Here is a 23,042-nt window from a genome sequence, read left to right as displayed (position 1 = left end):
CTCATCGCCTCGCCAGGAGGCCCTGGGGCCGCAGCGCGAGCACCAGCACCATGATCAGGAAGGTCACGACGATCGCATAGGTCGGGATGTAGACCGAGCCGAGCTGCTCGGCAAGCCCAATGATCAGCGCGCCGAGCGCGGCTCCCGGGATCGATCCCATGCCGCCGACGATGACGACGACCAGCGAGGCCAGCAAAAAGCGCGTGTCCTCGCCGGGTGAGATCGACTGGAAGGTTCCGCCGACCACGCCGGCAATGCCGGCCAGCCCCGCGCCCAGTGCGAACACCAGCACGAAGACGAGCTGAATCTGCACACCGGTCGCCGCCAGGATCTCGCGATCATCCACGCCGGCGCGCACGATCATGCCGACGCGGGTGCGGTTGAGCGCGAGCCACATCGCGACGCCGATCACGACGGAGCCGCAGAAGATCACCAGCCGCACCAGCGGATACTGCAGGAACACAGCCTCGCCCGACGATTTCATCGCCGTCATCAGCGGCAGCTGTACCGGCCCGATCAGCCAGGCTGGCGTCTGGATCTGATAGAAGTCGCCGCCGAACGCCCACAGCATCAGATCGGCGAACACGATCGAGAGGCCGATCGTCACCATGGTCTGGCGCAGGTCCTGGCCCTCCATGCGGCGAAAGACGAGCAGCTGCAGGAGAACGCCGATGGCCGCGACGACAATGAAGGCGGCGACGAAGGCGAGGATCCATGACCCGGTCGCGGCGGACACGCCGTAGCCCACATAGCCGCCGAGCAGATAGAGCGAGCCGTGCGCAAGGTTGACGTTTCGCATCAGGCCGAAGATCAACGTGAACCCGCTCGCGACCAGGAAATACAGTCCGCCCAGCGTGATGCCATTGAACACCGCACTCAGGAACACCTTCTTGCGGCCGATCGCCTCCTCGAGCCCCGGCGGCCAGATGGCGAAGATCAGCCACGCCAGCAGCGCCAAGGCGAGAAGAAGAATGAGGGACCAGATCGGGTGACGCTCGACGAAGCGGCTCATCAGCCCGCCCTCACGACAAGAGGGACGGATCCGTCATCACAGCGGAAAGGCGCATTCAGCCGAAGATCGCCGGGTCTGCCGGCCATCGCTCGTCCTCCCTCGTCGGATCCTTTTGCGGATCACGTTGCCCAGAGTGTAGCGGCAGACGAGAGTGCGCACTTGATCGACAGTCTCTTTTCGCGCGACGCGCAGCAGCACGTCAGGCGCGCAGCACCTTTGCAGCGCGGCGATAGTCGGTCGGAGCCATGCCGACATTGCCGGCGAAGAAGCGCGTGAAGCCGCTCTGGGAGGTGAATCCAAGATCGAAGCCGATGTCGGCGATCGGCGACTCCGTCGCCACCACCGCATCGAGCGCCCGCTCCATCAGCAGCGTATTCAGATAGAGATTGGGCGTCACTCCGGTCTGGCTGCGGAACAGCCGATAGAAATGAGGCCGCGACAGTCCGGATTCGCGGGCGATGTGATCGAGCTCGATCTCGGCGCACGGACTGTCGGACATCAGCTTGATGCACTTGCGAACACGAAAATCCGTCACTTCCGCGCATGGCCGTTCGGGCATCTGCTCCGAAACGCGCCAGCTTTCCTCGTAGCAACTGTCGATCAGCTGCCGCAGCTCGCCGTCGAGGCAACCGAGCGATGGCGCGCCACATACCAACGCTGCGGCGCGGCGAATGCAGCGGTCGAGCGCGGCGGTCCGCCGGAAGCAGGTACGACCAAACCGCAGGCCCTGCTCGCGCGCGGCCGACGGCGTGAACCACTCCGCATTGACGTAGAGCACGAAGAAGATGGCGCCGTTGCCGACATCGTTCGGCAGGAAGTTGTGCGGTTCCCACGGATTGACCGCGACGATCCAGTTCTCGCCGATCTGATAATGCTGATCGCAGACGTCAATATCGGCCGGCGTGCCGCCAACGTGAAAGATCAGATGTCCCTCTCGATGGGCATGCACATTGAATGGCCGATTGAGCTGATAAACCGTCGCACGGCCGAAGCGAGCATGAAAGACGGCGAGCGCCCTACTCATCACTTCCTCACCGAAATGGTTCTTATTGTTCGTCAGCGTCGATCATTGCTTGGCAGAACGCAAGGGACGCGACGACGCGGCCCGAGCCCGCTCGAGCCGCGTCGCCCTCTGCAGAAAGGTCAGTACTTCTTACATTCAGGCACGGTGCGGCTCGGCAGGCCGATCTTGGCGAAGGTGGCGGCATCATATCCCAGCGTCTGGTTGACGTCGGGAATCACCTTCACCACCTTGCTGAACAGCGCGCCCTTGCCGTCGTCGACGACCTCGGTGACGAAGTTGGTGCCGATGGCTTGGCGGTTGGCGTCGAGCTTGATCTTGCCGTTGGGGGCATCGATCTCGATCTTCGCCAGCGCCGCCTTGAGCTTGGCCTGGTTGTTCGACAGATCGCCATCGACCTCGCGCAGCGCCAGGATCAACGCCATGGTCGAGCCATAGTAGTTGGTGGCGAGCAGCGACGGGCTCGGGAAGCGCTTCTCCGGCGGGAACGAGTCCTGATAGGCCTTCACGAACTTCTGCCAGCGCGGATCCTCCCAGGTATCGGCCTGACCCGACGCCGCAATCGTACCGATCAGGGCGTTCTTGGCATTTCCCTTGGACGACAGGATGGTCTGGTCGATCATGATCGAGCCGCCCATCAGGTGCGCCTTGCCGCCGGCCTGCTGATACTGGTTGAGGAAGTTGACGGCATCGGCGCCGCCGAGACCGAGATAGATCGCATCGACATCATCGGGCAGCGCCGCAATCACCGACGCGAAATCCTTGGTGCCGAGCGGGACCCATTGCCGGCTGGTGATCTTGCCGCCCAGGCCGCAGAACTCCAGCGCCAGGCCGAACACCTGGGTGTAGATGAAGGAATAGTCTTCGCCGACGGTCGCGATCTTGCGATAGCCCTTGGTCTCGTAGGCATATTTGCCGAGGCCGACCTGCCATTGGGCGCCGTCCATGTTGAAGCGGAAGAAGTTCGGCGCGGGATCGACATAGGTCGTCTCCTGTGCGCCGGACGCGGCGTTCACGAAGGTCAGCTCAGGGTGCGTCTTGGCGAAGTTCTTGACGGCGATGCCCTCGTCGCCCGACAGCGGCGACAGCAGGATCTGTACCTTGTCCTGCTCGATCAGCTTGCGCACGGCACGGACGGCCGAGTCCGGCGTGGCGTCGGTCGACGCGACGACGAACTCCAGCTCCTTGTCGCCGACCTTCTTGCCGAGCACGTTCAGCGCGGTGACATGTCCGCGCATCCCGTCCTCACCGAGCACGGTATAGGTGCCCTCCAGCGTCGCCGTGACGCCGACCTTGATCTTTTCCTGCGCGAATGCCGTGCCGGACAGCAAAAGCGCCGTGAACACGGCGATACCTACACTTCGCATGTGCATCGAACTCCTCCCTTGTCGCCCATTGCGGGGGCACACGAGCGTGTGCCGGCCACTGTTTTTCTGGCCATGTTGGCAGCGGACCCTCCCGGCGCCTCGCGTCATTTCTGACGAGCGACGGTCAGTCCCCATCGACCGCGGAGGCTACCGGATGAGCCGAGCGCGCGTGCAACACGCCTGGCCTCGACCTTGACGACGAGTCTCATTTTCCATGATGCGACGCGATAAGGGCGTGATGCATTCCGCGTGCGTCGCGGTCCCGTCAGTCCCCGGCAGGCGCGGTCGGCGACCTCGCCGCGCTGCAGAGCCCGAGCAACTCAACTGCCTCGGCCCGGCTCCCTCGGGATCGTCTTGGCGTTCAGTCGTCGCGATCGTACCGTCACCCGGGAGCGACGGATGCGACGCTTCCGGAATTCCAACCCGCACATCACGATATCGATGCTTTCATTCGGGCGCCGCACGCGGCGCCCGTGGAACGCGAGCCATTTCTCGACCTGCCGCACGACCACGCGGCCGAGGTCCAGCCGCCGCACCAGCTCTTCACGCGTATGCAGCGAGGCGATGTCGACGACGTAGTCGAGCCGCTCCGACATGGTCCGGCCGACGAGCCGCGCGTATTCACTCGATACCAGCAAGGTTACGACCCGCTCAGGCAGATGCGGCTCACCCATCTCCAATCCTGCACTCCACCGTGCCCGCCGGCCGACCCGGAAGGTCGGCAATCCGACGAATGCAGGCACGGCGCCCCCCGATGACAATTCGACCGTGACACGCCAGGGGCGGCCCGGTCCGCGCGACGATATCCTTTCGCCTCATTCCACGACGCCGCGCGCGGCGCGCTCATCGTGGCTCTGCACTCGACTTTCCATCACGAGTACACGCGCTCCGCCCGGTCGTGAGACGGCGCTGCATCCTGGTCTCTCGCCGTTGTCGACACGAGCGACTTCGTGATCTCCTGAGCCCGCATCGGCAGCACCGAGAGCAGCGTGTCGCTCAGGCCGTGCGAGGTTTCGGCGCAGCCTTGGACATAGACTTGTGGACAAAACGCCGGGCTTGTCTGCAGACGATAGTCGCGATCGAGCGACGCCGACTCGATGTAGCGGCTGATCGGATCGAGACACGCCGGGACCGGAGATCGCTCGTAGCCGGTGGCGAGCACGACGGCATCGTACACTGCCCGGCGGCGGACCTCCTCGTCCTTGTTGACGAACTCGAGCTCCATCCCCCCCGGGACGGCATGAGCTGCGACGATCTCGCTGCGCGGATGGAGCGTCAGCCTCCGAGCCCCGGCGACACGCTGTTGGTACGTCACCCGGTAGAGCTGATCGAGCAGGTCAGGGTCGACCACCGCATAATTGGTATTTCGGAAGCTGCGGACGATCTTCTCGCGCTGCCTGTCGGACCGCGAATGGAAATAATCGGTGTAGTCCGGGTTGAAGATCTCGTTCACGAACGGGCTGCTATCGGCCGGCTTGAGAGCGTGCCCGCGGAAGACCAGATCGATGTGGGCGTCGGGAACCCGTTCGCTGAGATCGAGCGTGACTTCAGCCGCACTTTGCCCGCCGCCGACGACCGCCACCCGCGGCGACCGGCCGTTCGATCCTGCCGCGAGCGACGAGCCGAGATAGCCGCTGGTGTGCACGACGCGCGGATCCATCGCGACCGCTCGGAATACCGACGGGATGTGCGGCACGCCGCCGACGGCGGCCACGAGGTGCCGCGTGACGCGTGACCGTTCTTTCCCGTCAGCCATGCGCGTGAGCACGCGAAGCGCGGTGACGGACTGGCCGGCGTGCACGGGCTCGACAGCCTCGACCGTCTCTCCATACGCAACCATGGCGCTGAACTGACCGGCGACCCAACGGAGGTAGTCGTTGAACTCGATCCGGCTCGGATAGAACGTCTTGCAGTTGGTGAAGTCGAGCAGCCGCCCGGACTTGTGCAGGTAGTTGACGAAGGTGAACGGACTGGTCGGATCGCGAAGCGATACGAGGTCCTTGAGGAAGGAGATCTGCATGTTGCTGCCGGGCAGCAGCATGCCGCCATGCCACTTGAAGTCCTGCTGCTTCTCCAGGAACAGGGACCGGCATTTCAAGCGCTGCTGTCTCGCGCAATCGTCGATCGCGATCGCCAGTGCGAGGTTCGATGGCCCGAAGCCAATGCCGACGACATCATAGTCAGGGGCAGGATGATACGACATGGTGATGCTCCGTCCGCGCTAGGCTTCTGTGGGTGCTTCCTTGGTCGCCGGCTGCCACAGCCGGTCGCCGAAGAAGCGCTCGCGCAGCAACATGACCAGGGTTGCCCGCTTGTGTGGGAAATCGAAGTTCTTGAGCCGGGCAAACCCAGCCAGATCCAGGTTGCGCAGCTGCTGCGAATGCGCCGCCGCCGGCTCGCCGACGATGCGCTCGGTGCGGCAATCGTCGAGGAACATGTAGTGCATGAGCGAGGGAAGCCAGGCCGTGATGAAGCGGCGGCCCCGGAAGCCGTCCTCGCCAACGATCACGTGCCAGCCGCGATCATAGTCCGCCGCATCGTAGAACGGCGCGATGCGATTTTCCTTCGCCCAATAGAGCTCAAAATATCCGAACGGCTGATCACCGAAGGAGCCGATTAGCGGCACCATGTGCGGGTCCGACATGATCCGCGACAGATACTGTTGGTGCTTGTCGATGTCCCCCGCTTCGTTCCAGAACGAGTCCACCCGCGGATCGTTGAGCCAGCGGTGGACCAGCAGGAGATCGTGAGCGATGTCGACGACGCGAAAACTGACGACGTCGGACAGCCAGGGAATGAAGCGGGCGTAGACGGTGCCGACCGGCTTGGGCGGCCGCCGCGGATGGCGCCTGCCGTCGGTCATCGCGTAGGTCAGCGGAAACGCCGGGCGCGCGGCGTCCGTCAGCCAGTTCTCGCGAAGCTGCATCACCATGTCCGGATACAGCGTCAGCCTGCCGTCGGTCGCGACCGCAACGCCGTCTTTCGCCAACGCCGATGCTGCTGCCGGGTTGTCGTCAGGCGTGATGACGAGCCTCTCGAGCGACGGCGCCCAGCCGAAGACCGCTTCGGCCATTGCCGCCACTCCGCGTGACACCCGGCGCCAATCATCGATCCCGTCGTGCACGATCAGACGCGTCAGTTCGCCATCCGGCCGAAGCGACAGCAATGGCGCGCCGTCCGCGATCACCCGGAGCCCGTCATCGTCGCGAACGACCGACATTGTCGCATCGGTTGCAACAGGGAATGTCCGGACACTACCCCTAGCGCTCGCAGTCGCGCTCATGCGAACTCCTTCCCTCTCATTGATCTGCACGGGCGCCATCTCTGTCCACTCCCGCTCAGGATGTAGATCGGCCGGCATGACGAAGACAACAAAGCCTGTAGCGCTGCCTTTAGATTAACTACAAAGATGCGGCTCACGGATTCGATGCTCCAAGCGACGGAGCGGGCTCCTGCATAACGGTCGTGAGCGTGCGTTGCCTTTGTGCCGGCTCGCGGCGTTCAGCGGCGTCGCTGGCGTCAATCCGACCGTCGCGCAGGCGCACGATCCGATCGGCGCAGTGGAAGTAGCGATCGTCGTGTGAGATCACGACGATCGTCTTGCCCAGACGTTTGAGGTCGGCGAGCAGCTCGGTGTAGAAGATTTGACGGAACGCCGGGTCCTGGTCGGCCGCCCATTCGTCGAACACCAGCACCGGCCGTCCCTCGATCCAGGCATTGATCAGGGCGAGCCGCTTGCGCTGGCCCGTCGACAGGTCGGTGGTGGAGAATGCGCCGCCATCGATCGAGACCTTGTGGGCGAGCTCGAGACGGTCGAGATAGCGCTGCGCGAGCTCCGGCCGCTGACTGCTCTGCTGCGCCAAGGTGTCGAACAGGAAATAGTCCGAGAATATTGTGGTGAAGAGCTGCCGATAATCGTCGCGGGTCTCGTTGACGACCGGGCTGCCGTCGCGCAGCAGCACACCGCGGTCGGGCACATAGAGTCCGAGCAGCAGCTTGATCAGCGTCGTCTTGCCGCTGCCGTTTTCACCGACGATGAAGACGATCTCGCCGCGGCGAATGCGAAGGTCGATCGGTCCGATGGTGAAGGGGCGTTCGGACGACGACGCCGGGAAGGCGTAGGAGACGCCGCGCAGTTCGATCGATTCGATCTGGTCGGCGGTTCGATCCTGCGGATCATCGAGCAGTTCCGCCTCTGCGGCGGTGAAACGGTCCGACAGCTCGGCGATCCGGCGCATCGCGACCTGCGCGCGGCCGAGCGACGGCAGCATGCCAATCAACTGGTCGATCGGTCCGCGCATGAACAGCAGCACCAGAACGAAGCCGCTGGACACCGAGGCCGGGCTGTCGGGCCACAGCAGTGGACGCAGCACCAGAGCGGTCCCGATCACCAGGAACAGGAGAACCGTCCCGAGCGCACGCGCCGTCACGAGCAGATTGATGGCCTTGATCTGCACGTTGCCGATCCGGTCGACCGTCCGCCCGATCAGATCGACATGGACGTGGCGCCGGCGCGGGCGATGCAGGCGCAACTCCTTGGCGCCTTCGGAGATCGCGCGGTAATGCTTCTGCAGGTCGTCTTCGTATTGGCGCGCGAGAGTGAAGCCCATCATTCCGCGCTTGCGGGCGAGATAATGGACGAACGACCCGAGCGCGATCAAGGCTGCCGTGACCAGGAACAGCGGCCACGATAGCACCGCCAAGTAGATCAGGCAGCCGGCGACGATGACGCCCGACACCAGGAAGGCCGGAAAGAAGAACGCGAAATCGCTGATGGCGTCGACATCCTTGGTCAGGACCGGGATGAGGCGGTGCGACCGATAGGATTCGAGCTGGTCGATCGGCGCCATCAGGATCTTGGCGGCCAGTGACTTGCGCAACGAGGCCACGATCCGCTGGCCGACGACATTCGCGCTGATGTCGGAGCCGACCGACCCGATCACGATCAGAATGCAGAGACCCGCGAACGAGGCGACGAGGCCACCGACGTCGCCTGCCCCTGCGTAGAGGCCGCGGTTCACCACGGCGAGCAGGCCCGCAACGCTGGCGCCGCCGAGGAGACCGAGCAGAATGGCTGCGGCGAGCAGCAGCCAATAGGGCCGCAGCAGGCTTCCGACGCTGGCAACGCCTGGATTGGATGACGTCATCATGGATTGCCGGCTCCCATTCGCGTGGCGAAGACAGCGGCGAGCTTGGCGCCGATGTCGGCGCGGGCGTGCAAAGCGTCCGGAACGACGTTGCCCATGCGCAGGAACTCGTGGATCATGCCGGGATAGACCTTCAGATCCACGGCGGCGCCGGCCGCGCGCAAGCGTGCGGCATAGGCCCTTCCCTCGTCCGCCAGCGGATCGAACTCGGGGAGCACGATCAGCGCGGGCGCGACGCGCGTGAGATCGGACGCGGCCAGCGGCGCAAATCGCCAGTCGTGGCGATCGGCGTCATGGCGGAGATAGTGGTCGAAGAACCAGTCCACGGTCTCGCGCTCGAGCAGATAACCCGAACCGTATTTCTCGTAGGAGTCCGAGACCTGCTGCGGGCTGAGCCCGGGATAGGCGAGGACCTGAAGGACGGGCTGCGGTAAGGCCCGGTCGTCGCGCGCGGCGATCGCCAGCGCCGCGGCCAGCGTGCCCCCCGCACTGTCGCCGCCGATCGCGACCCGCCGCGGGTCGAGGCCAAGTGCAGGCCCCTCGCGCCCGATCCAGGCGAGGGCATCGACGCAGTCCTCGAATGCCGTCGGAAACCGGTGCTCCGGCGCCAGCCGGTAGGCGATCGACAGCACTGCCGCGCCGCTGTCATCGGCAAGGCCCCGGCACAACGGCTGGTGCGAGTCGAGGCTGCCGACGACGAAGCCGCCGCCATGCATGTAGAGCAGCACGGGCATCGGATCGGCGACGTCCAACGGCCGCGCTGCATAGAGGCGCCCGGCGATCTCCGTCGCGTCGCGCATCGGCAGCGCAAGCTGCCTCTCGAAGGCGAGCGGCGGCGGATCGACATCCAGCAGCGGCGAGGAGGCGTCGAAATCGGCACGCGCCTGCGCTGGCGTCAGTTGCGGAAACGGAATGCGCGCGCCCGATTCCGTTCCGAACTGGATCATCTCGAGCAGTGCCGCGATATCAGGATGAAGGCCCATGGTCACCTCATTCAGCCGGTTCCGGCTGCAGAGCCGGTGATGTCTGCGCCGCCTGGTCCGGCTCCAGCCACGCGCCGAGCGCCGCCAGGAAGGATTCGTTGCTGAGGATCGAGAAATGGTCGTCGCCGACCACGCCCAAATCTGCCGCCCGCGGCAGTCCCGCCGTGAGCCGATCGCGCTGTCGAAGCCGGCCCGAGGTCCACCAGCAGCCGGGCGCTGCAACGAGATCGGCCGGCCATTCGGCCGCCCGAGCCAGTTGCGCGAGGTGGCGCCCGACTCTGAAGGCTGAGACGATGTCGTCGACGCCGAGAAGACCGTCGCGCGGCTGCAGCGGCGCCGTGCCGATTGCATCGGCGACTAGGCGCCGGATCACCTCGTCCGTCACCGGCGCATCGCCGGAACGAATCGCCGTCACCTGCGACGCGATGGCTGAAGGCTGCACGCCCGACGCCGCGACCGACAGCAGCGCCAGCAAGTCGTCGGTCCAATGCCGCCCGGGCGACGGCTGCTCGTCACCATGCGGAACGAAGCTGTCGATCAGCGCCAAGCGCTCGACCCGCTCGCCGCGCCGCTCGAGTTCGGCAGCAACCAGGCACGCGACCAGTCCGCCGAGCGACCAGCCAATCAGATGATAGGGTCCCTTGCTTTGCTTCCGCGCGATCTCATCGACATAGTCCACGGCCATTGCCGTCAGCGACTCGTCGGTGAAGGACGGTTCGATCAGCGTCCGGCACTGCAGTCCGATCAGTTGCCTCCGTCCCTCCAGACGCCGAGCCAGCGGCGCGTAGTCGAACACCGTGCCGAAGCCGCCGTGAAGACAGAACACCGGCGGCGTGCCATCGATCGGCGAACTCAGGGGCAGCAGCGCCGACGGCCGCATGGATGATGCTGCGGGCGTGCCGAGCAAGGCGCGAATGGTCGGCTTCTGGAGAAGATCCCGCAGCTTGATCTCGCCATCGAGGATCGGGGCACGGCGAAGGCGCGCGATCACATTGAGGCTCAGGATCGAGTTGCCGCCGAGCTCGAAGAAGTTGTCGGTGACGCCGACTTGCGCAACACCGAGGATCTCCGCCCACAGCTTCGCCATCGCGACCTCGGCGGGACTTTCCGGGGCGATGAACGCGCGCCCGGCTGCGATATCAGGCGCGGGCAACGCCTTGCGATCGACCTTGCCGCTCGACAGCGTCGGCAGGCGCTCGAGCACGATGATGCGGGATGGAATCATGTAGGCCGGCAAAGTCCGGCGCAGCGTGGCAGTCAGCGTCGCAGACAGCCGCTCGGCCGCAGCCGCGGCGGCGTCGCCTGGCGCCCGTGGCGCCACATAGGCCACGAGCTGATTTCCTCCCGCACCCACCACGGCGAGCACGGCGGCCTGCGCGACTGCCGGGTCGCTCAGCAGAGCCGATTGGATTTCGCCAAGCTCGATCCGGAAGCCGCTGACCTTGACCTGATCGTCGCTGCGTCCGAGATATTCGATCGTGCCGCTCGCATCCCATCGCGCAAGGTCGCCAGTGCGGTAGAGACGTGCGCCCTCGTCCGCCGAAAATGGATCCGGCACGAAGCGTTCCGCCGTCATGCCTGGCTTGGCGTGGTACCCGCGCGCGAGCCCGAACCCGCCGATGTAGAGCTCGCCGGCTGCGCCTGCCGGAACGAGATTCAGCGAGCCATCGAGGATGTAGGCGGTGCGGCGGCCAACGGGAATGCCGATCGGCGCATAGGCCTTGTCGCACGCCGTGTTGCCGTCGACCTTCCACACGAGCGGTGTCACGACGGTCTCGGTCGGACCATAGCCGTTGATCAGGATCTGCGGCTTCAACGTCCGCCTGACCTTGTCGAAGCCGGCCTTGGGCATCGCCTCGCCGCCGAACGAATACAGCCTGACGGGCGGCGGATTGCCGGCCTGCTCCACCCACTCTGCGACCTGCTGCAGATAGGCCGGCGGCAGGCCGATATGCGTGATCCGCTGCGCATGAAGTTCGGCGACGGTCCGTTCGGGCGTCCACAGCTCCGCATCGCGCATGACCAGCCGAGCGCCCTGCGACAGCACCGTGAGCCACCGCTCATGCGCGCCGTCGAAGGCCAGCGACAGGAAATGCAGCTCGCTTGCGTGCTCGTCGAGCTCGTAGAGCGCAGCGGTCGCTCGGCAATGCATCGCCAGCGGTCCATGCGCGACGGCGACGCCTTTCGGCCGCCCGGTCGAACCGGACGTGTAGATCACATAAGCGAGACTCTCCGGATGCAGGCGTGGATCCGGCGCATGGTTCGGACCGCTGGCGAAATCGAACGAGGCCAGATCGATCGCCTGGACGCCTTCGATAACGGAGATGTCACACGCGCCGGACAGCAGCATCCTCATCCCGGAATCGCGCATCACATGAGCGATGCGGTCCGGCGGCAGCTCGGGATCGAGCGGGACATAGGCTCCTCCGGCCTTCAGCACGGCAAGCAACGCGGCCATCGTCGCTTCGTTGCGCTCGACGACGACGCCGACGCGCTGGTCGGGCTCGAGCCCGGCCTCGACGAGGTGGTGCGCGATCCGGTTGGCGCGACGATCGAGCTCACCGTAGGACACGTTCCGGCCGCCGATCGTCAGGGCGACACGTTCCGGATCGCGCTGTGCATGATCGCGGATCATCTCGTGGACGAGTGGACGCATCGCGGCAGACGCCGCCCGGCCATTGCAGGCGTCTGCGCGCTGCACATCCTGAGCGGTGGACGCATCGATCGCGCCAAGCCTGGCTTCCGGACCTCGTAGCATGGCCGCGAGCAGATGTTCGAATTGCGCCCTCACCTGCTCCGCCTGTTCCGGCGTGAAGTGGCTCGGCATATAGGTGAATTCGACCTGTAGCGTATCCTCGACCATGACGGACAGGTCCATCGGATAGTTCGTGACGTCGACGTTGCGCAGCTCGCCGAATTGAAGCGAGCCGTCGCCCTGCAGCAGGCCTCGGTCGACGGGATAGTTCTCGAACACGATGATGCTGTCGAACATGGTCTCGCCGGCACGCCCGGCCCAGCTCTGGATGTCGTAGAGCGGCGTCTGCTCGAAGTTGCGCATCGCCGCGTTGCGGTCCTGCATGGCGCGCAGCCAGTCACCGATCGTTGCGGCCGGCGAAGGCGTCTCGATCACGGGCAGCGTATTGATGAACAGGCCGATCATCTGCTCGGCCCCGTCGAGACCAGCCGGACGGCCGGCGACGGTGACTCCAAATGTAACGGTCTGCTGGCCGGTGTAGCGTTGCAGCAGCAGCGCCCAGACGCCCTGGATGAGCGTGTTCAGGGTGATGCGCTCGTGCCGGGCGAACGCCTTCAATGCCGCGGTCGCATCCTTGTCGAGCCGGGTGTAGCAGCGCCGGTGTCCGTGCGCGTCGTAGCGTCGCGCGCCGAAGGCATCGGCCAGTTGCGTCGGCTGGTCGAAGGCCGTGAGTTGTCCTCGCCAGAAGCGCTCGGCGGCCTGCGCGTCCTGGGCCAGCAGCCAGGCAACATAATCGCGATAGTGCGCCGATTGAGAGACGAGCGCACGCCCGGCATAGCGCTGCAGGATTTCACCGATGAAGCGGGCCGAGCTCCAGCCATCCATCAGGATATGATGGTAGGTCCAGATCAGGCGATGACGATCGTGGTCGAGCTGCAACAAGCGGACACGCTGCAGTGGCGGCACCGCGAGATCGAACTCGGCGCCGCGCTCCGCGGCCAGCGCCGACGACAGCCGCGCCTCATCGACGGCCTGCCCACGCCAGTCTTCCGTTGCGAACGGCACACTCGCCGCGCGATGGACGGCCTGCAGCGGTGCGCCGGACAGCTCGCGCCACAGAAATCCAGTACGCAGCATCGGATGACAGGCAGAGACCTCCTGCCACGCGGTGCGCAGCCGCTCGACGTCCAGCCAGCGGATCTCGACGCTGACTTGGTTGACATAGACGCCACTTCCGGCATCGCGCAGGCTATGGAACAGCATGCCCTGCTGCATCGGCGAGAGCGGGTAGACGTCCTCGATGCGGTCCCAGTCGACACCGAGCTGCGCGAGCTCCTCGCTCGTCAGCCCCGACAATGCGCCGCGCGCGCGAGTGATTGCGGGCTGGTCGTTCCGCGCCGCCACGCAGGCCGGCGCGAGCAGCTCGACCGTCTGCAGCCGGAACACGTCTCTCGGCTCCAGCTCGAGACCAGCCCGGCGTGCGCGACTGACCATCTGCAGCGAGATGATCGAGTCGCCGCCGAGCTCGAAGAAATTGTCGGTGACGCCGACGTCCGGCTGGTGCAGCAGCTCGGCCCAGATCGCAGCGAGTGCGGCCTCGGTCGGATTGCGTGGCACGACGCGCTGTCCCTGCCCAAGCCGCGTATCGGGCAACGGCAACGCCTTGCGATCGATCTTGCCGTTCGGTGTCAGCGGCAGCCGCGGCAGCACCATCACGCGCGACGGCACCATGTAGTCCGGCAACGCTGACGCGAGAGTCGCGCGCAGCTCGGCTCCGTCGAGCGCATCGTCGCCGCTGACATAGCCGACGAGCTGCCGGCCGCCGCCGAGCTCTTGCGCCACCACGACGCTGTCGCGCACGCCGGGCTGCGTGCGCAGCCGCGCCTCGATCTCGCCGAGCTCGATGCGGTGGCCGCGGATCTTCACCTGATGGTCGGCACGGCCGACATAGTCGAGCAAACCGTCGGCGCGCCACCGCGCCAGATCGCCGGTGCGGTACAGCCGCGCACCGGGATCGCCGAATGGATCGGGAATGAAGCGCTCGGCGCTGAGCGCCGCTCGGCGCCAATAGCCGCGGGCCAGGCCCTCGCCGCCGATGAAGAGCTCGCCTGTCACGCCGACGGGGGCGGGGTTGAGATCGCCGTCGAGCACATGCAGCGTGGTGCTGCCGATCGGGCCGCCGAGGACCGGTGCGGGATCGCGTGCGTCGAGCCGATGGCGCGCCGACCACACCGTGGTTTCGGTCGGCCCGAACAGGTTCCAGGCCTCGCCTCCGAGCGCGAGCAGCCGAAGGGCCAGGTCGGGCGCCAGCGCCTCGCCGCCGCTCAGCAAGCGGCAGCCTTGAGGCAGCCAGCCGCGCGCACCATCGTCATGATCGAGCAGCATGCGCCAGCTCGACGGCGTGGCCTGGATCATGGTCACGCCATGACGGGCGACGATCGCCTTCAACCTCGCCGGATCATGGGCCGAGGCGCGATCCGCCAGCACGATCCGCGCGCCATGAACGAGCGGCAGCCAGAGCTCGAGCACCGCGATGTCGAATGACAGCGAGGTCAAAGCGAGCACGCGGTCATCGCGCGCGATGCCCGGTTGCTCAGCCATCGTCGCCAGGAAATTCGTCACGGCGCCATGGCGCACCATCACGCCCTTGGGCAGGCCGGTCGAACCGGAGGTGTAGATGACGTAAGCCAGGTTGTCAGGATGGACGGCAACGCCGGGATTGCCGACGTCGACCGAATCTTCTCCAGCCGCCTCGTCCAGCAGCCAGGCCTGGGCGTGGCCGTCCGCCAGCACTGGCGCGAGCTGGTCGTGGAGCGTCGCCTGCGTCAGCAGCAGCTTCGCGCCGCTGTCGGACAGCATGTGCGCGAGACGCTCGGCCGGATAGTCGGGATCGAGCGGCAGATAGGCTCCGCCCGCCTTGAGCACCGCGAGCAGCGCCACCATCATCGTGACACTGCGCTCCAGCGCCAGTCCCACCACCACATCGGGACCGACGCCGTGCTCCCTGAGCCTATGGCCCAGCCGGTTCGCGCGCGCATTCAGCGCGCCGTAACTGATCGTCTCCTCATTGTGCACGAGCGCAATCGCATCGGGCGCGCGCCCTGCCTGGGCCTCGAACTGAGCGACGACATCCGGCGCTATCACGGCCCCGGCCGTTGCGTTGACCCGCGCCAGCAGCGCGATGTCCGCGGGATCATCAGCCGCAAGACAGCCGACCGCCTGCTCGGCATCGCCAGTGATGGCCGCGAGCAGTTGCACGAACGCCCTCTGCAGCCGCCGAATCTGGGCTTCGTCGAAATGTTGCTGCTGGAAATTGAATACCAGCCGCAGCTCTGCTTCGAGGCCGACGCTCACGAACAGCGGGTAGTTGCTCGTTTCGAGGATCCTCGTCCGGCTGACGCTCACGCGGCCGTCTCGGGTCTTCAAGGCCTCGTCCGCCGGATAGTTCTCGAACACCAGGATGCTGTCGAACAGCGGACGCCCTGCCTGGCCCGCGATCCGCTGAATCTCGGCCAGCGGCATCCAGCCATGATTCCGCAAGGCGAGATTGCGATCCTGCAGGTCGCGCAGCCACGCACCAACCCGCCGCTGCGGATCCTCGGCATCGACCACGGGCAAGGTGTTGATGAACAGGCCGACCATCTCCTCGGCGCCGGCGAGCCCAGCGGGCCGGTCCGAGACCGTCACGCCGAAGCAGACCGTATCCTGGCCGGTGAACCGACGCAGCAATTGCGCCCATGCCGCCTGCACCACCGTATTCAGCGTTACCCGTTCGCGGGTCGCGAAGCGTTGCAGCCGCTCGCTGAGATCGGCGTCCACCGCCATGGTGAGCGAGCCATGGCCGACGCGAGCGTCGACCGCAGGCCGCGACAGCAGGCTCGGCTCGTCGAGGCGGGCCAACGCCGCTCGCCAGAACTCGGCCGCAGCACCGTGGTCCTGCGCCTGCAGCCATGCGATGTAGTCGCGGTAGCGCGGCGGCTGTCCTTGCAGCGCCCCCTGCCCCTCGTGCTGCATCACCTCGGCGATGAATCGGGCCGAGCTCCAGCCGTCCATCAGAATGTGATGATGAGTCCAGATCAGCCAATGCCGGTCGTCGGCGATCCGGATCAGCCTTACGCGCTGCAGCGGCGGCCGCGAGAGATCGAAGCCGTCGGCGCGCTCGCGGTCTGCCGCCGCCATGAGCGCAGCATCCAAAGCGGCCGGAGCGAGCTGCGCCGCACGTTCCCGCCAATCTTCCGCGACGAAGGGAACGTCGGCACTGCGATGGACGACCTGCTGCGGTGGTCCCGGCAATTCACGCCACAGGAAACCGGTGCGAAGCACGGTATGGCGATTGCTGACCGCCTGCCACGCGGCTTGCAGCTTGCCGGCGTCGAGACCGCGGGTCTCGGCGGCAACCTGGTTGACGTAGACCCCGGTGCCGTCGTCGTGCAACGCGTGGAACAGCATGCCCTGCTGCATCGGCGACAGCGGATAGATGTCCTCGACCTCGCGCCAATCCAGCGCCAGCGCATCGAGCTCGGCCTGGCTCAGCTTCGACAACGGCACATCGGACGGCGTCACGCCATGGACGCCGCTCGTGCAGTGATCGACCAGCTCACGCAGCGCCGCCTCAAAACAGTCCGCCAGGCGCGCAATCGTTTCGCGGCGTTGACGCTTCCCGCTGAAGCCGAACGACAGCTCCAGACGACCGTCGAGCACCCTCGCATTGATCGCGATATGGTGGCGCAACGGGCTCGATGCGGCGCGCGACGGGCCGGCGCTCTCGGGCGCGATCGAGAACAGCGCCGTCTCGTCCGCGCTGCCATCGACCTGTCCGAGATAATTGAACCCGATGCGCGGCTGCACGCCCGTCGTCAGCGCCGCGCGCTGGGCATCAGAACCCAGGTAGCGCAGGACACCGTAGCCAAGTCCCCGGCTGGGGACGGACCGCAGCATCTCCTTGGTCGCCTTGATCAGCACCGCGGGCGGCTGCGATCCAGCCGCCAGTCGTACCGGGAACGCGGTCGTGAACCAGCCGATGGTTCGCGACAGGTCGAGCCCGCCGCCGAGATCCTCGCGGCCGTGACCCTCGAGTTCGATCGCCATGATCTCCCGGCCCGACCACAGCCACAGCGCACGCGCGAGCGCCGACAGCAGCAGATCATTGACCTGGGTTCTGTACGCCCCGTGCGCCGTGCCCAGCAGACGCGCGGTCAGCTCAGCGTCGATCGCGAGCGGCACGTCGTCGGCGTCTGCAATCGTATCCCGATCCGCATGATCGAAATCGCACGGCACGTCCTCCGTCTGCCGGAGACCGGACCAATGATCCCACTCTGCAGCCGGCACATCCGAGGCCGCGTGCGCGCGCAGCGCTGCGCCCCATTGGGCATAGGCGTGCGTCTTGGGCGGCAGCGTCGCCTCTTGTCTACGCATGAGCTGCTCATAGGCAGCCGCGAGATCCTCCAGCAGCACACGCCACGACACGCCGTCGGTCACGAGGTGATGAATCACGATCAGGAGGCGCTGCCCGCCCTCCGGCAGATCGATGCCGACCAGCCGCACCAGACGTCCCTCCGCGAGCGAAAGGCTCGCCTGGACCTCAGCGGCGAGCGCGGTGACCGCCTCGCCATCGGCCAGCTCGCACGACCGAAACAGGTCGGAGACCGCCGGCGCCGGCCCGTGCTCGGCGCGCCAGATGCCGTCGATGCGTTCGAAGCGCAGTCTCAGCGCATCGTGATGAGTGACGACGGCCACTGCCGCGCGCTGCAGCACGTCCCAGTCGAGCCGCTGCTGCGGCCGCAGCAGCAAGGCCTGGTTCCAGTGATCGGGCGCCTCCAGCTCCTGCTCGAAGAAACGGAGCTGAATCGGCAGCAACGGGAGTGGCCCGGAGACGAGACCCTGCTCCGCCGTCGTCTCCAACCGGACGACCTGCCGCGCGTCGCGCGCCAGGGCTTCCAGCGTCTGATGCTTGAAGACGTCTCGTGGCTCGATCAGAAGGCCGGCCCGCCGCGCACGACTGACCATCTGCAGCGAGATGATCGAATCGCCGCCGAGCTCGAAGAAATTGTCGGTCATGCCGACATCGGGCTGATGCAGCAGCTCGGCCCAGATGGTTGCCAACGCAGCCTCGGCCGTCGTCCGCGGCGCAATCCGCATCGTTGCAGCGGGCGCCTCCGGCGCGGGCAGCGCGTTGCGATCGACCTTGCCATTCACCATCAGCGGCAGGCGGTCGAGGACCACGATCCGCGCCGGCACCATGTAGTCCGGCAACGTCGCGGACAACGCGTCGCGCAGCACCTCGCCATCGAGCGTGCCGTCACCGCAGACATAGCCGACCAGTTGCCGGCCAGCCCCGAACTCCCTCGCGATGACGACGGCCGCAGTGACCGATGGCTGCTGCAGCAGCCGCGCCTCGATCTCGCCGAGCTCGATGCGGAAGCCGCGAACCTTCACCTGGTGATCGGCCCGGCCGACATAGTCGATGGCGCCGTCGCTGCGCCAGCGCGCCAGATCGCCGCTTCGATAGAGCCGCGCGCCGGGAGGTCCGAAAGGATCGGGAATGAAGCGCTCGGCCGTCAGCGCCGCGCGCCCGAGATAGCCGCGCGCCAGCCCGTCTCCGCCGATATGGAGCTCGCCCGTCGTGCCCTCGGCGACCGGATTGAGGTCGGTGTCGAGAATGCGCAGGATCGTGCCTGGAATCGGAAAGCCGATCGGCACGCGCGCCCCGCTCGCCGCGCGGCAGTTCCAGAAGCTGGCATTGATCAGCGCTTCGGTGGGCCCATAGCGGTTGTCGAACCGGATTGCTGGGAATACCGCGTAGACTTGGTCCTTCAGCGGGACCGGCAGGGCCTCGCCACCGGAGAACAGCCGCTTCAAGCTCACGCATCGGCGAGCCTCCGGCTCAGCCACGAATTGCGCGAGCATCTGCGGCACGAAATGCAGCGTGGTCACACCATGCGCAGTGACCGCATCGACCAGCCGCTTCGGCTCGCGATGGGCCCCCGGCGCCGCGATCGCAAGCCGCGCACCGACCGTCAACGGCCACAGGATTTCCCACACCGCGACGTCGAAGCTGAACGGCGTCTTCTGCAACAGGGTTTCGCCGGGATCGAGCCCGTACTCCCGCTGCATCCAGGCGAGCCGCGCTGCCAGCGCGCCACGCGTGCAGGCCACGCCCTTCGGCACGCCGGTCGAGCCGGACGTGTAGATCACAAAGGCGAGGCTCTCGGCGTGGGTCGGACTCTGGAGATCCGAGCTGCCGGTGTCCGTGTCCTGCGAGGCGCGTCTGTCGCCGACGGCGATCAACTCGGCGCCCGCCCCTGCCGTGATCTCCATCAGCCGATCACGCAACTGCGGCTGCGTCAGCACCAGCCGCGCGCCGCTGTCGCCCAGCATCGCCGCGAGCCGCTGGCTGGGATAATCCGGATCGAGCGGCAGGTAGCCGGCCCCGGCCTTCAGAACGGCCAACACAGCCACGACCAGGTCGGCGCTGCGCTCGAATGCCAAGCCGACCGGAGCATCCAGAGCGACGCCGGCCTGCATGATCTGTCGCGCCAGGCGGTTCGCCTGCGCATTCAGTTCCGCGTAGCTGATCCCCTCCTGATCGGAGATCACGGCCATGGCCGCAGGCGCCCGTGCGACCTGCTGTTCGATCTGCGTCACGACGTCGACGAAGCCGTCTTTCACCGTCGGCGCGGTGGGTCCCGAGCTCCAGCCGAGCACCCGTTGCAAAGCGGCGGCGTCCAAGCCATGCAGCTCCGCGACCGGGCGGCTGCTGTCGTCGGCGATGCGCCCGAGCAGACAGGCGAACGCCGCCTGTATCCGCTCGATCTGCACCTGGTCGAACCGGCTGCGATCGTAACGGAAGCCGAGCCGGATGCCGGCGTCGGTCACGAACACCGCGACCGTCAGCGCATAGTTGGTGATCGAGATCTGCTCGGCGCGGCTGGCGCGCGGCCCCCCGCCGGCCTGATCGCGCAGCGCCGCGTCGACCGGATAGTTCTCGAACACGAAGATGGTGTCGAACAGCGGCCGGCCGGCGCGGCCGGCAAGGCGCTGGATCTCGTGGAGCGGCATCCAGCCCTGCTCGCGCAGGTCGACGTTGCGATCCTGCAGGCTGCGCAGCCACTCGCCGACCGGCGTTTGAGGTCTCGCGTCCTCGAGCGCGGGCACGGTGTTGATGAACAGGCCGACCGCCTCTTCCACGCCTGCGATCTCGGGCGGCCGGCCGGAGATCGTGGCGCCGAAGCAGACGACATCCTGGCCGGTCAGGCGTCGCAGCAGCTGGCCCCACGCCCCCTGCAGAAGCGTGTTCAACGTCACCCGCTCGCGCCGTGCCACGACCTGCAGCCGCTCGGTCTTCACCGCATCGATCACGAGATCGATCGCGGCATGGCCGTCGGCAGGTGCGGCCGGCCCGCCCAGCGCATCGGCCAGCAGGCTCGGCTCGCCGACCGTCGAGAGCGAGCGCGACCAGAACATGCTCGACGCCTCTCGATCCTGCCGCTGCAGCCAGGCAATGTAATCGCGATAGCGGCCGCGCGGTGCGCCCAGCGATGCGCCGCCGACATGCTGCATGATCTCGCCGATGAGCCTTGCTGCGCTCCAGCCGTCGAGCAGGATGTGATGATGGGTCCAGATCAGGCGGAAAACGCCGCCGTCGAGATCGATGAGACGGACCCGCTGCAGCGGCAGCCGTGACAGGTCGAAACCGGCGCGCCATTCGGCTGCCGCCACCTCGGCCAGCGCCGCGTCACGCGCGGCCTGATCCATCGAGTCCACACGGTCGCGCCAATCCTCTTCGACGAAGGGGACAGGAGCCTGCCGATGGACGATCTGCTGCGGTGCGCCCGATAATTCTTTCCACACGAACGCGGTCCGCAGCACCGCGTGTCTAGCCGTCACCGCCTGCCACGCCGCGCGCAAGCGCGCCGCATCGGCGCCGCTGACGTCGACGGCGATCTGACTGACATAGTTGCCGCTGTCGCCGTCGCGCAGCGCGTGGAACAGCATGCCCTGCTGCATCGGTGACAGCGGATAGATATCCTCGATATCGCGCCAATCGCGCGAGGCTCCGAGCAGGTCGAGCTCCGGCTGGCTGAGGCCTGACAGCGGAACGTCCGACGGCGTGAGGCCGTATACGCCGCTCGTGCAATGCGCGAGGAGTTCGCGCAGCGCCGCGGAATAGCACGCGGCCAGCCGCTCGATCGTCGCGCGGCGATAGCGTCGGCGGCCGAAGCTGAATGTCAGCCTCAGCTGGCCGTCGAGCACCTGGCCGTTGATGCTGAGCCAGCGGCCAAGCGGTGCGCCGGCGCTGCGTGACGGACCCGCGCCTTCCGGCGCGAGCGCGAAGGCAGGGTCAGGGCCGGCGCCGAACTGGCCGAGATAGTTGAACACGATCCGCGGCTCGGCGCCGCCCGCCAGGGCGGCGCGCTGCTCAGGGCTGCCGCAGTAGCGCAGCACGCCATAGCCGAGCCCACGCGCCGGGATGGCCCTTAGTTCCTCCTTGATCGACTTGATGAGCGTGGCATCGTCGCTCGCGCCACCGGAGAGGCGAAGCGGAAATGCGGTCGTGAACCAGCCGACCGTGCGCGACAGGTCGATGCCTTCGAACAGATCCTCACGGCCATGGCCTTCGAGCTCGACCAGGCATTCATCGAGTCCGCACCAGCGGTTGACGGCGCGGGCCAGCGCCGCCAACAGCAGATCATTGACCTGGGTCCTGTAGGCAGCGGGTGCCTGCTTGAGCAGCTGCCCGGTCATGTCGGCATCGAACGACACGGCGACGTCTTCGCCATCGGCGACGCGGTCGGTCTCATCGTGATCGTCGTCGCATGGCAGGCCGCCGGCGGCACTGCGCTGTCTCCAATAGTCGAGCTGATCGGCCAGCTCCTCGCTCGCCGCGTAGTCTTCAAGCCTCCTGCTCCACGACGCCATGGACTGGCTCTTGGGGGGCAACGCAATCGCAACCGCGCCCTGCGCCGCCTGTCGATGCGCCGACATGATGTCTTCGAGCAGCACACGCCAGGATACGCCGTCGACGACGAGGTGATGCACGACGATGAGAAGCCTCTGGCTGCCGTCCGCGACGTCCATGCCGACGAAGCGCAGCAACGGCCCCTGCAGGGACAGGCTTGCCTGCGCGGCGGCGGCAACCGAGGTGATCTCCGCCGCATCCTGAACAGCGCGGGTCCAGAGCAGATCGGCGCTCGCCGGCATCGCGCCATATCTCGCGTGCCACGCGCCGTCGCTCTGGAGGAATTGCAGTCGCAGGGACTCGTGATGCGCCACCACGGCCTCGACCGCCGGCGCCAACACCCGCCAGTCGAGCCGTGCCGACGGCACCAGCATCAACGCCTGATTCCAGTGATGCCGTTCGCCGGCGTCCTCGGCAAAGAAGCGGCGCTGGATCGGCAACAGCGGCACCGGATCGCCATCGCGCGCGAGCGGCTCGGCGGAGACGACCGCCGCCCGATCGCGGCGCGCGACCCGCGCCAGCCCTTGCAGCGTCTGATGCCGGAACAGGTCGCGCGGCTCGATGGCAAGCCCGCGCTGGCGCGCACGTCCGACCACCTGCAATGAAATGATGGAATCGCCGCCGAGCTCGAAGAAGTTGTCGGTCAGCCCGACCCGCGAATGGCCGAGCAATTCAGCCCAGATCGCCGCCAGCTCCAGTTCAGCCGGGGATTGCGGTGCGACGTAGTCGGCCTCAGCAGACAACTGCTCGGGCGCCGGCAAGGCGTCGCGATCGACCTTGCCATGCGCCGTGAGCGGCATCCGCGACATCAGTACGATGCGCGCCGGAACCATGTAGTCCGGCAGTTCCTCGGACAACG

General features: G+C 66.7%; 9 protein-coding genes (1 of these 9 running past the window's edge). All 9 read right to left on the bottom strand.

The features are described 5' to 3' along the window. Position 1 precedes the first annotated feature (1 nt). Positions 2 to 1,012 (bottom strand): branched-chain amino acid ABC transporter permease, encoded by a 1,011-nt coding sequence (locus tag QW863_RS25000; protein WP_315717435.1) that lies wholly within the window; start codon positions 1,010 to 1,012, stop codon positions 2 to 4. A 199-nt stretch (positions 1,013 to 1,211) separates the two neighbouring features. Then, on the bottom strand, positions 1,212 to 2,036 hold the full coding sequence (locus QW863_RS24995) for an AraC family transcriptional regulator (protein ID WP_315717434.1): 825 nt from the start codon (positions 2,034 to 2,036) through the stop codon (positions 1,212 to 1,214). A gap of 119 nt (positions 2,037 to 2,155) precedes the next feature. Continuing rightward, the gene (locus QW863_RS24990) at positions 2,156 to 3,406 is read right to left on the bottom strand and encodes an ABC transporter substrate-binding protein (RefSeq protein WP_315717433.1); all 1,251 of its coding nucleotides are present in this window, start codon (positions 3,404 to 3,406) and stop codon (positions 2,156 to 2,158) included. A 314-nt stretch (positions 3,407 to 3,720) separates the two neighbouring features. Then, on the bottom strand, positions 3,721 to 4,074 hold the full coding sequence (locus tag QW863_RS24985) for a hypothetical protein (protein ID WP_315717432.1): 354 nt from the start codon (positions 4,072 to 4,074) through the stop codon (positions 3,721 to 3,723). 197 nt (positions 4,075 to 4,271) lie between these two features. Then, positions 4,272 to 5,603, bottom strand: coding sequence for a lysine N(6)-hydroxylase/L-ornithine N(5)-oxygenase family protein (locus tag QW863_RS24980; RefSeq protein ID WP_315717431.1), 1,332 nt, complete (start codon positions 5,601 to 5,603; stop codon positions 4,272 to 4,274). Positions 5,604 to 5,621: 18 nt separating this feature from the next. Then, positions 5,622 to 6,683 carry a GNAT family N-acetyltransferase gene (locus QW863_RS24975; RefSeq protein ID WP_409977963.1) on the bottom strand — a complete coding sequence of 354 codons (1,062 nt, stop codon included), beginning with the start codon at positions 6,681 to 6,683 and terminating at the stop codon, positions 5,622 to 5,624. A 133-nt stretch (positions 6,684 to 6,816) separates the two neighbouring features. Continuing rightward, a complete protein-coding gene (locus tag QW863_RS24970) occupies positions 6,817 to 8,550 on the bottom strand; it encodes a cyclic peptide export ABC transporter (protein ID WP_315717429.1) in 1,734 nt (577 codons plus the stop codon). Next, positions 8,547 to 9,530, bottom strand: a complete 984-nt coding sequence (locus QW863_RS24965) for an alpha/beta hydrolase (protein ID WP_315717428.1) — start codon at positions 9,528 to 9,530, stop codon at positions 8,547 to 8,549. The genes QW863_RS24970 and QW863_RS24965 overlap by 4 nt, the downstream gene beginning before the upstream one ends. 7 nt (positions 9,531 to 9,537) lie before the next feature. Then, positions 9,538 to 23,042: the 3' portion of a non-ribosomal peptide synthase/polyketide synthase gene (locus tag QW863_RS24960; protein ID WP_315717427.1), read on the bottom strand. 2,902 nt of this gene lie beyond the right edge of the window; 13,505 of the gene's 16,407 nt are visible here — the last part of the coding sequence; its start codon lies beyond the right edge, outside the window; the stop codon is at positions 9,538 to 9,540.

It is taken from the genome of Bradyrhizobium sp. SZCCHNR1017, assembly GCF_032381375.1.
Lineage (GTDB): Bacteria > Pseudomonadota > Alphaproteobacteria > Rhizobiales > Xanthobacteraceae > Bradyrhizobium.
Note: the sequence above shows the minus strand (reverse complement) of the source record. Positions and strands in the feature narration are given on the sequence as shown.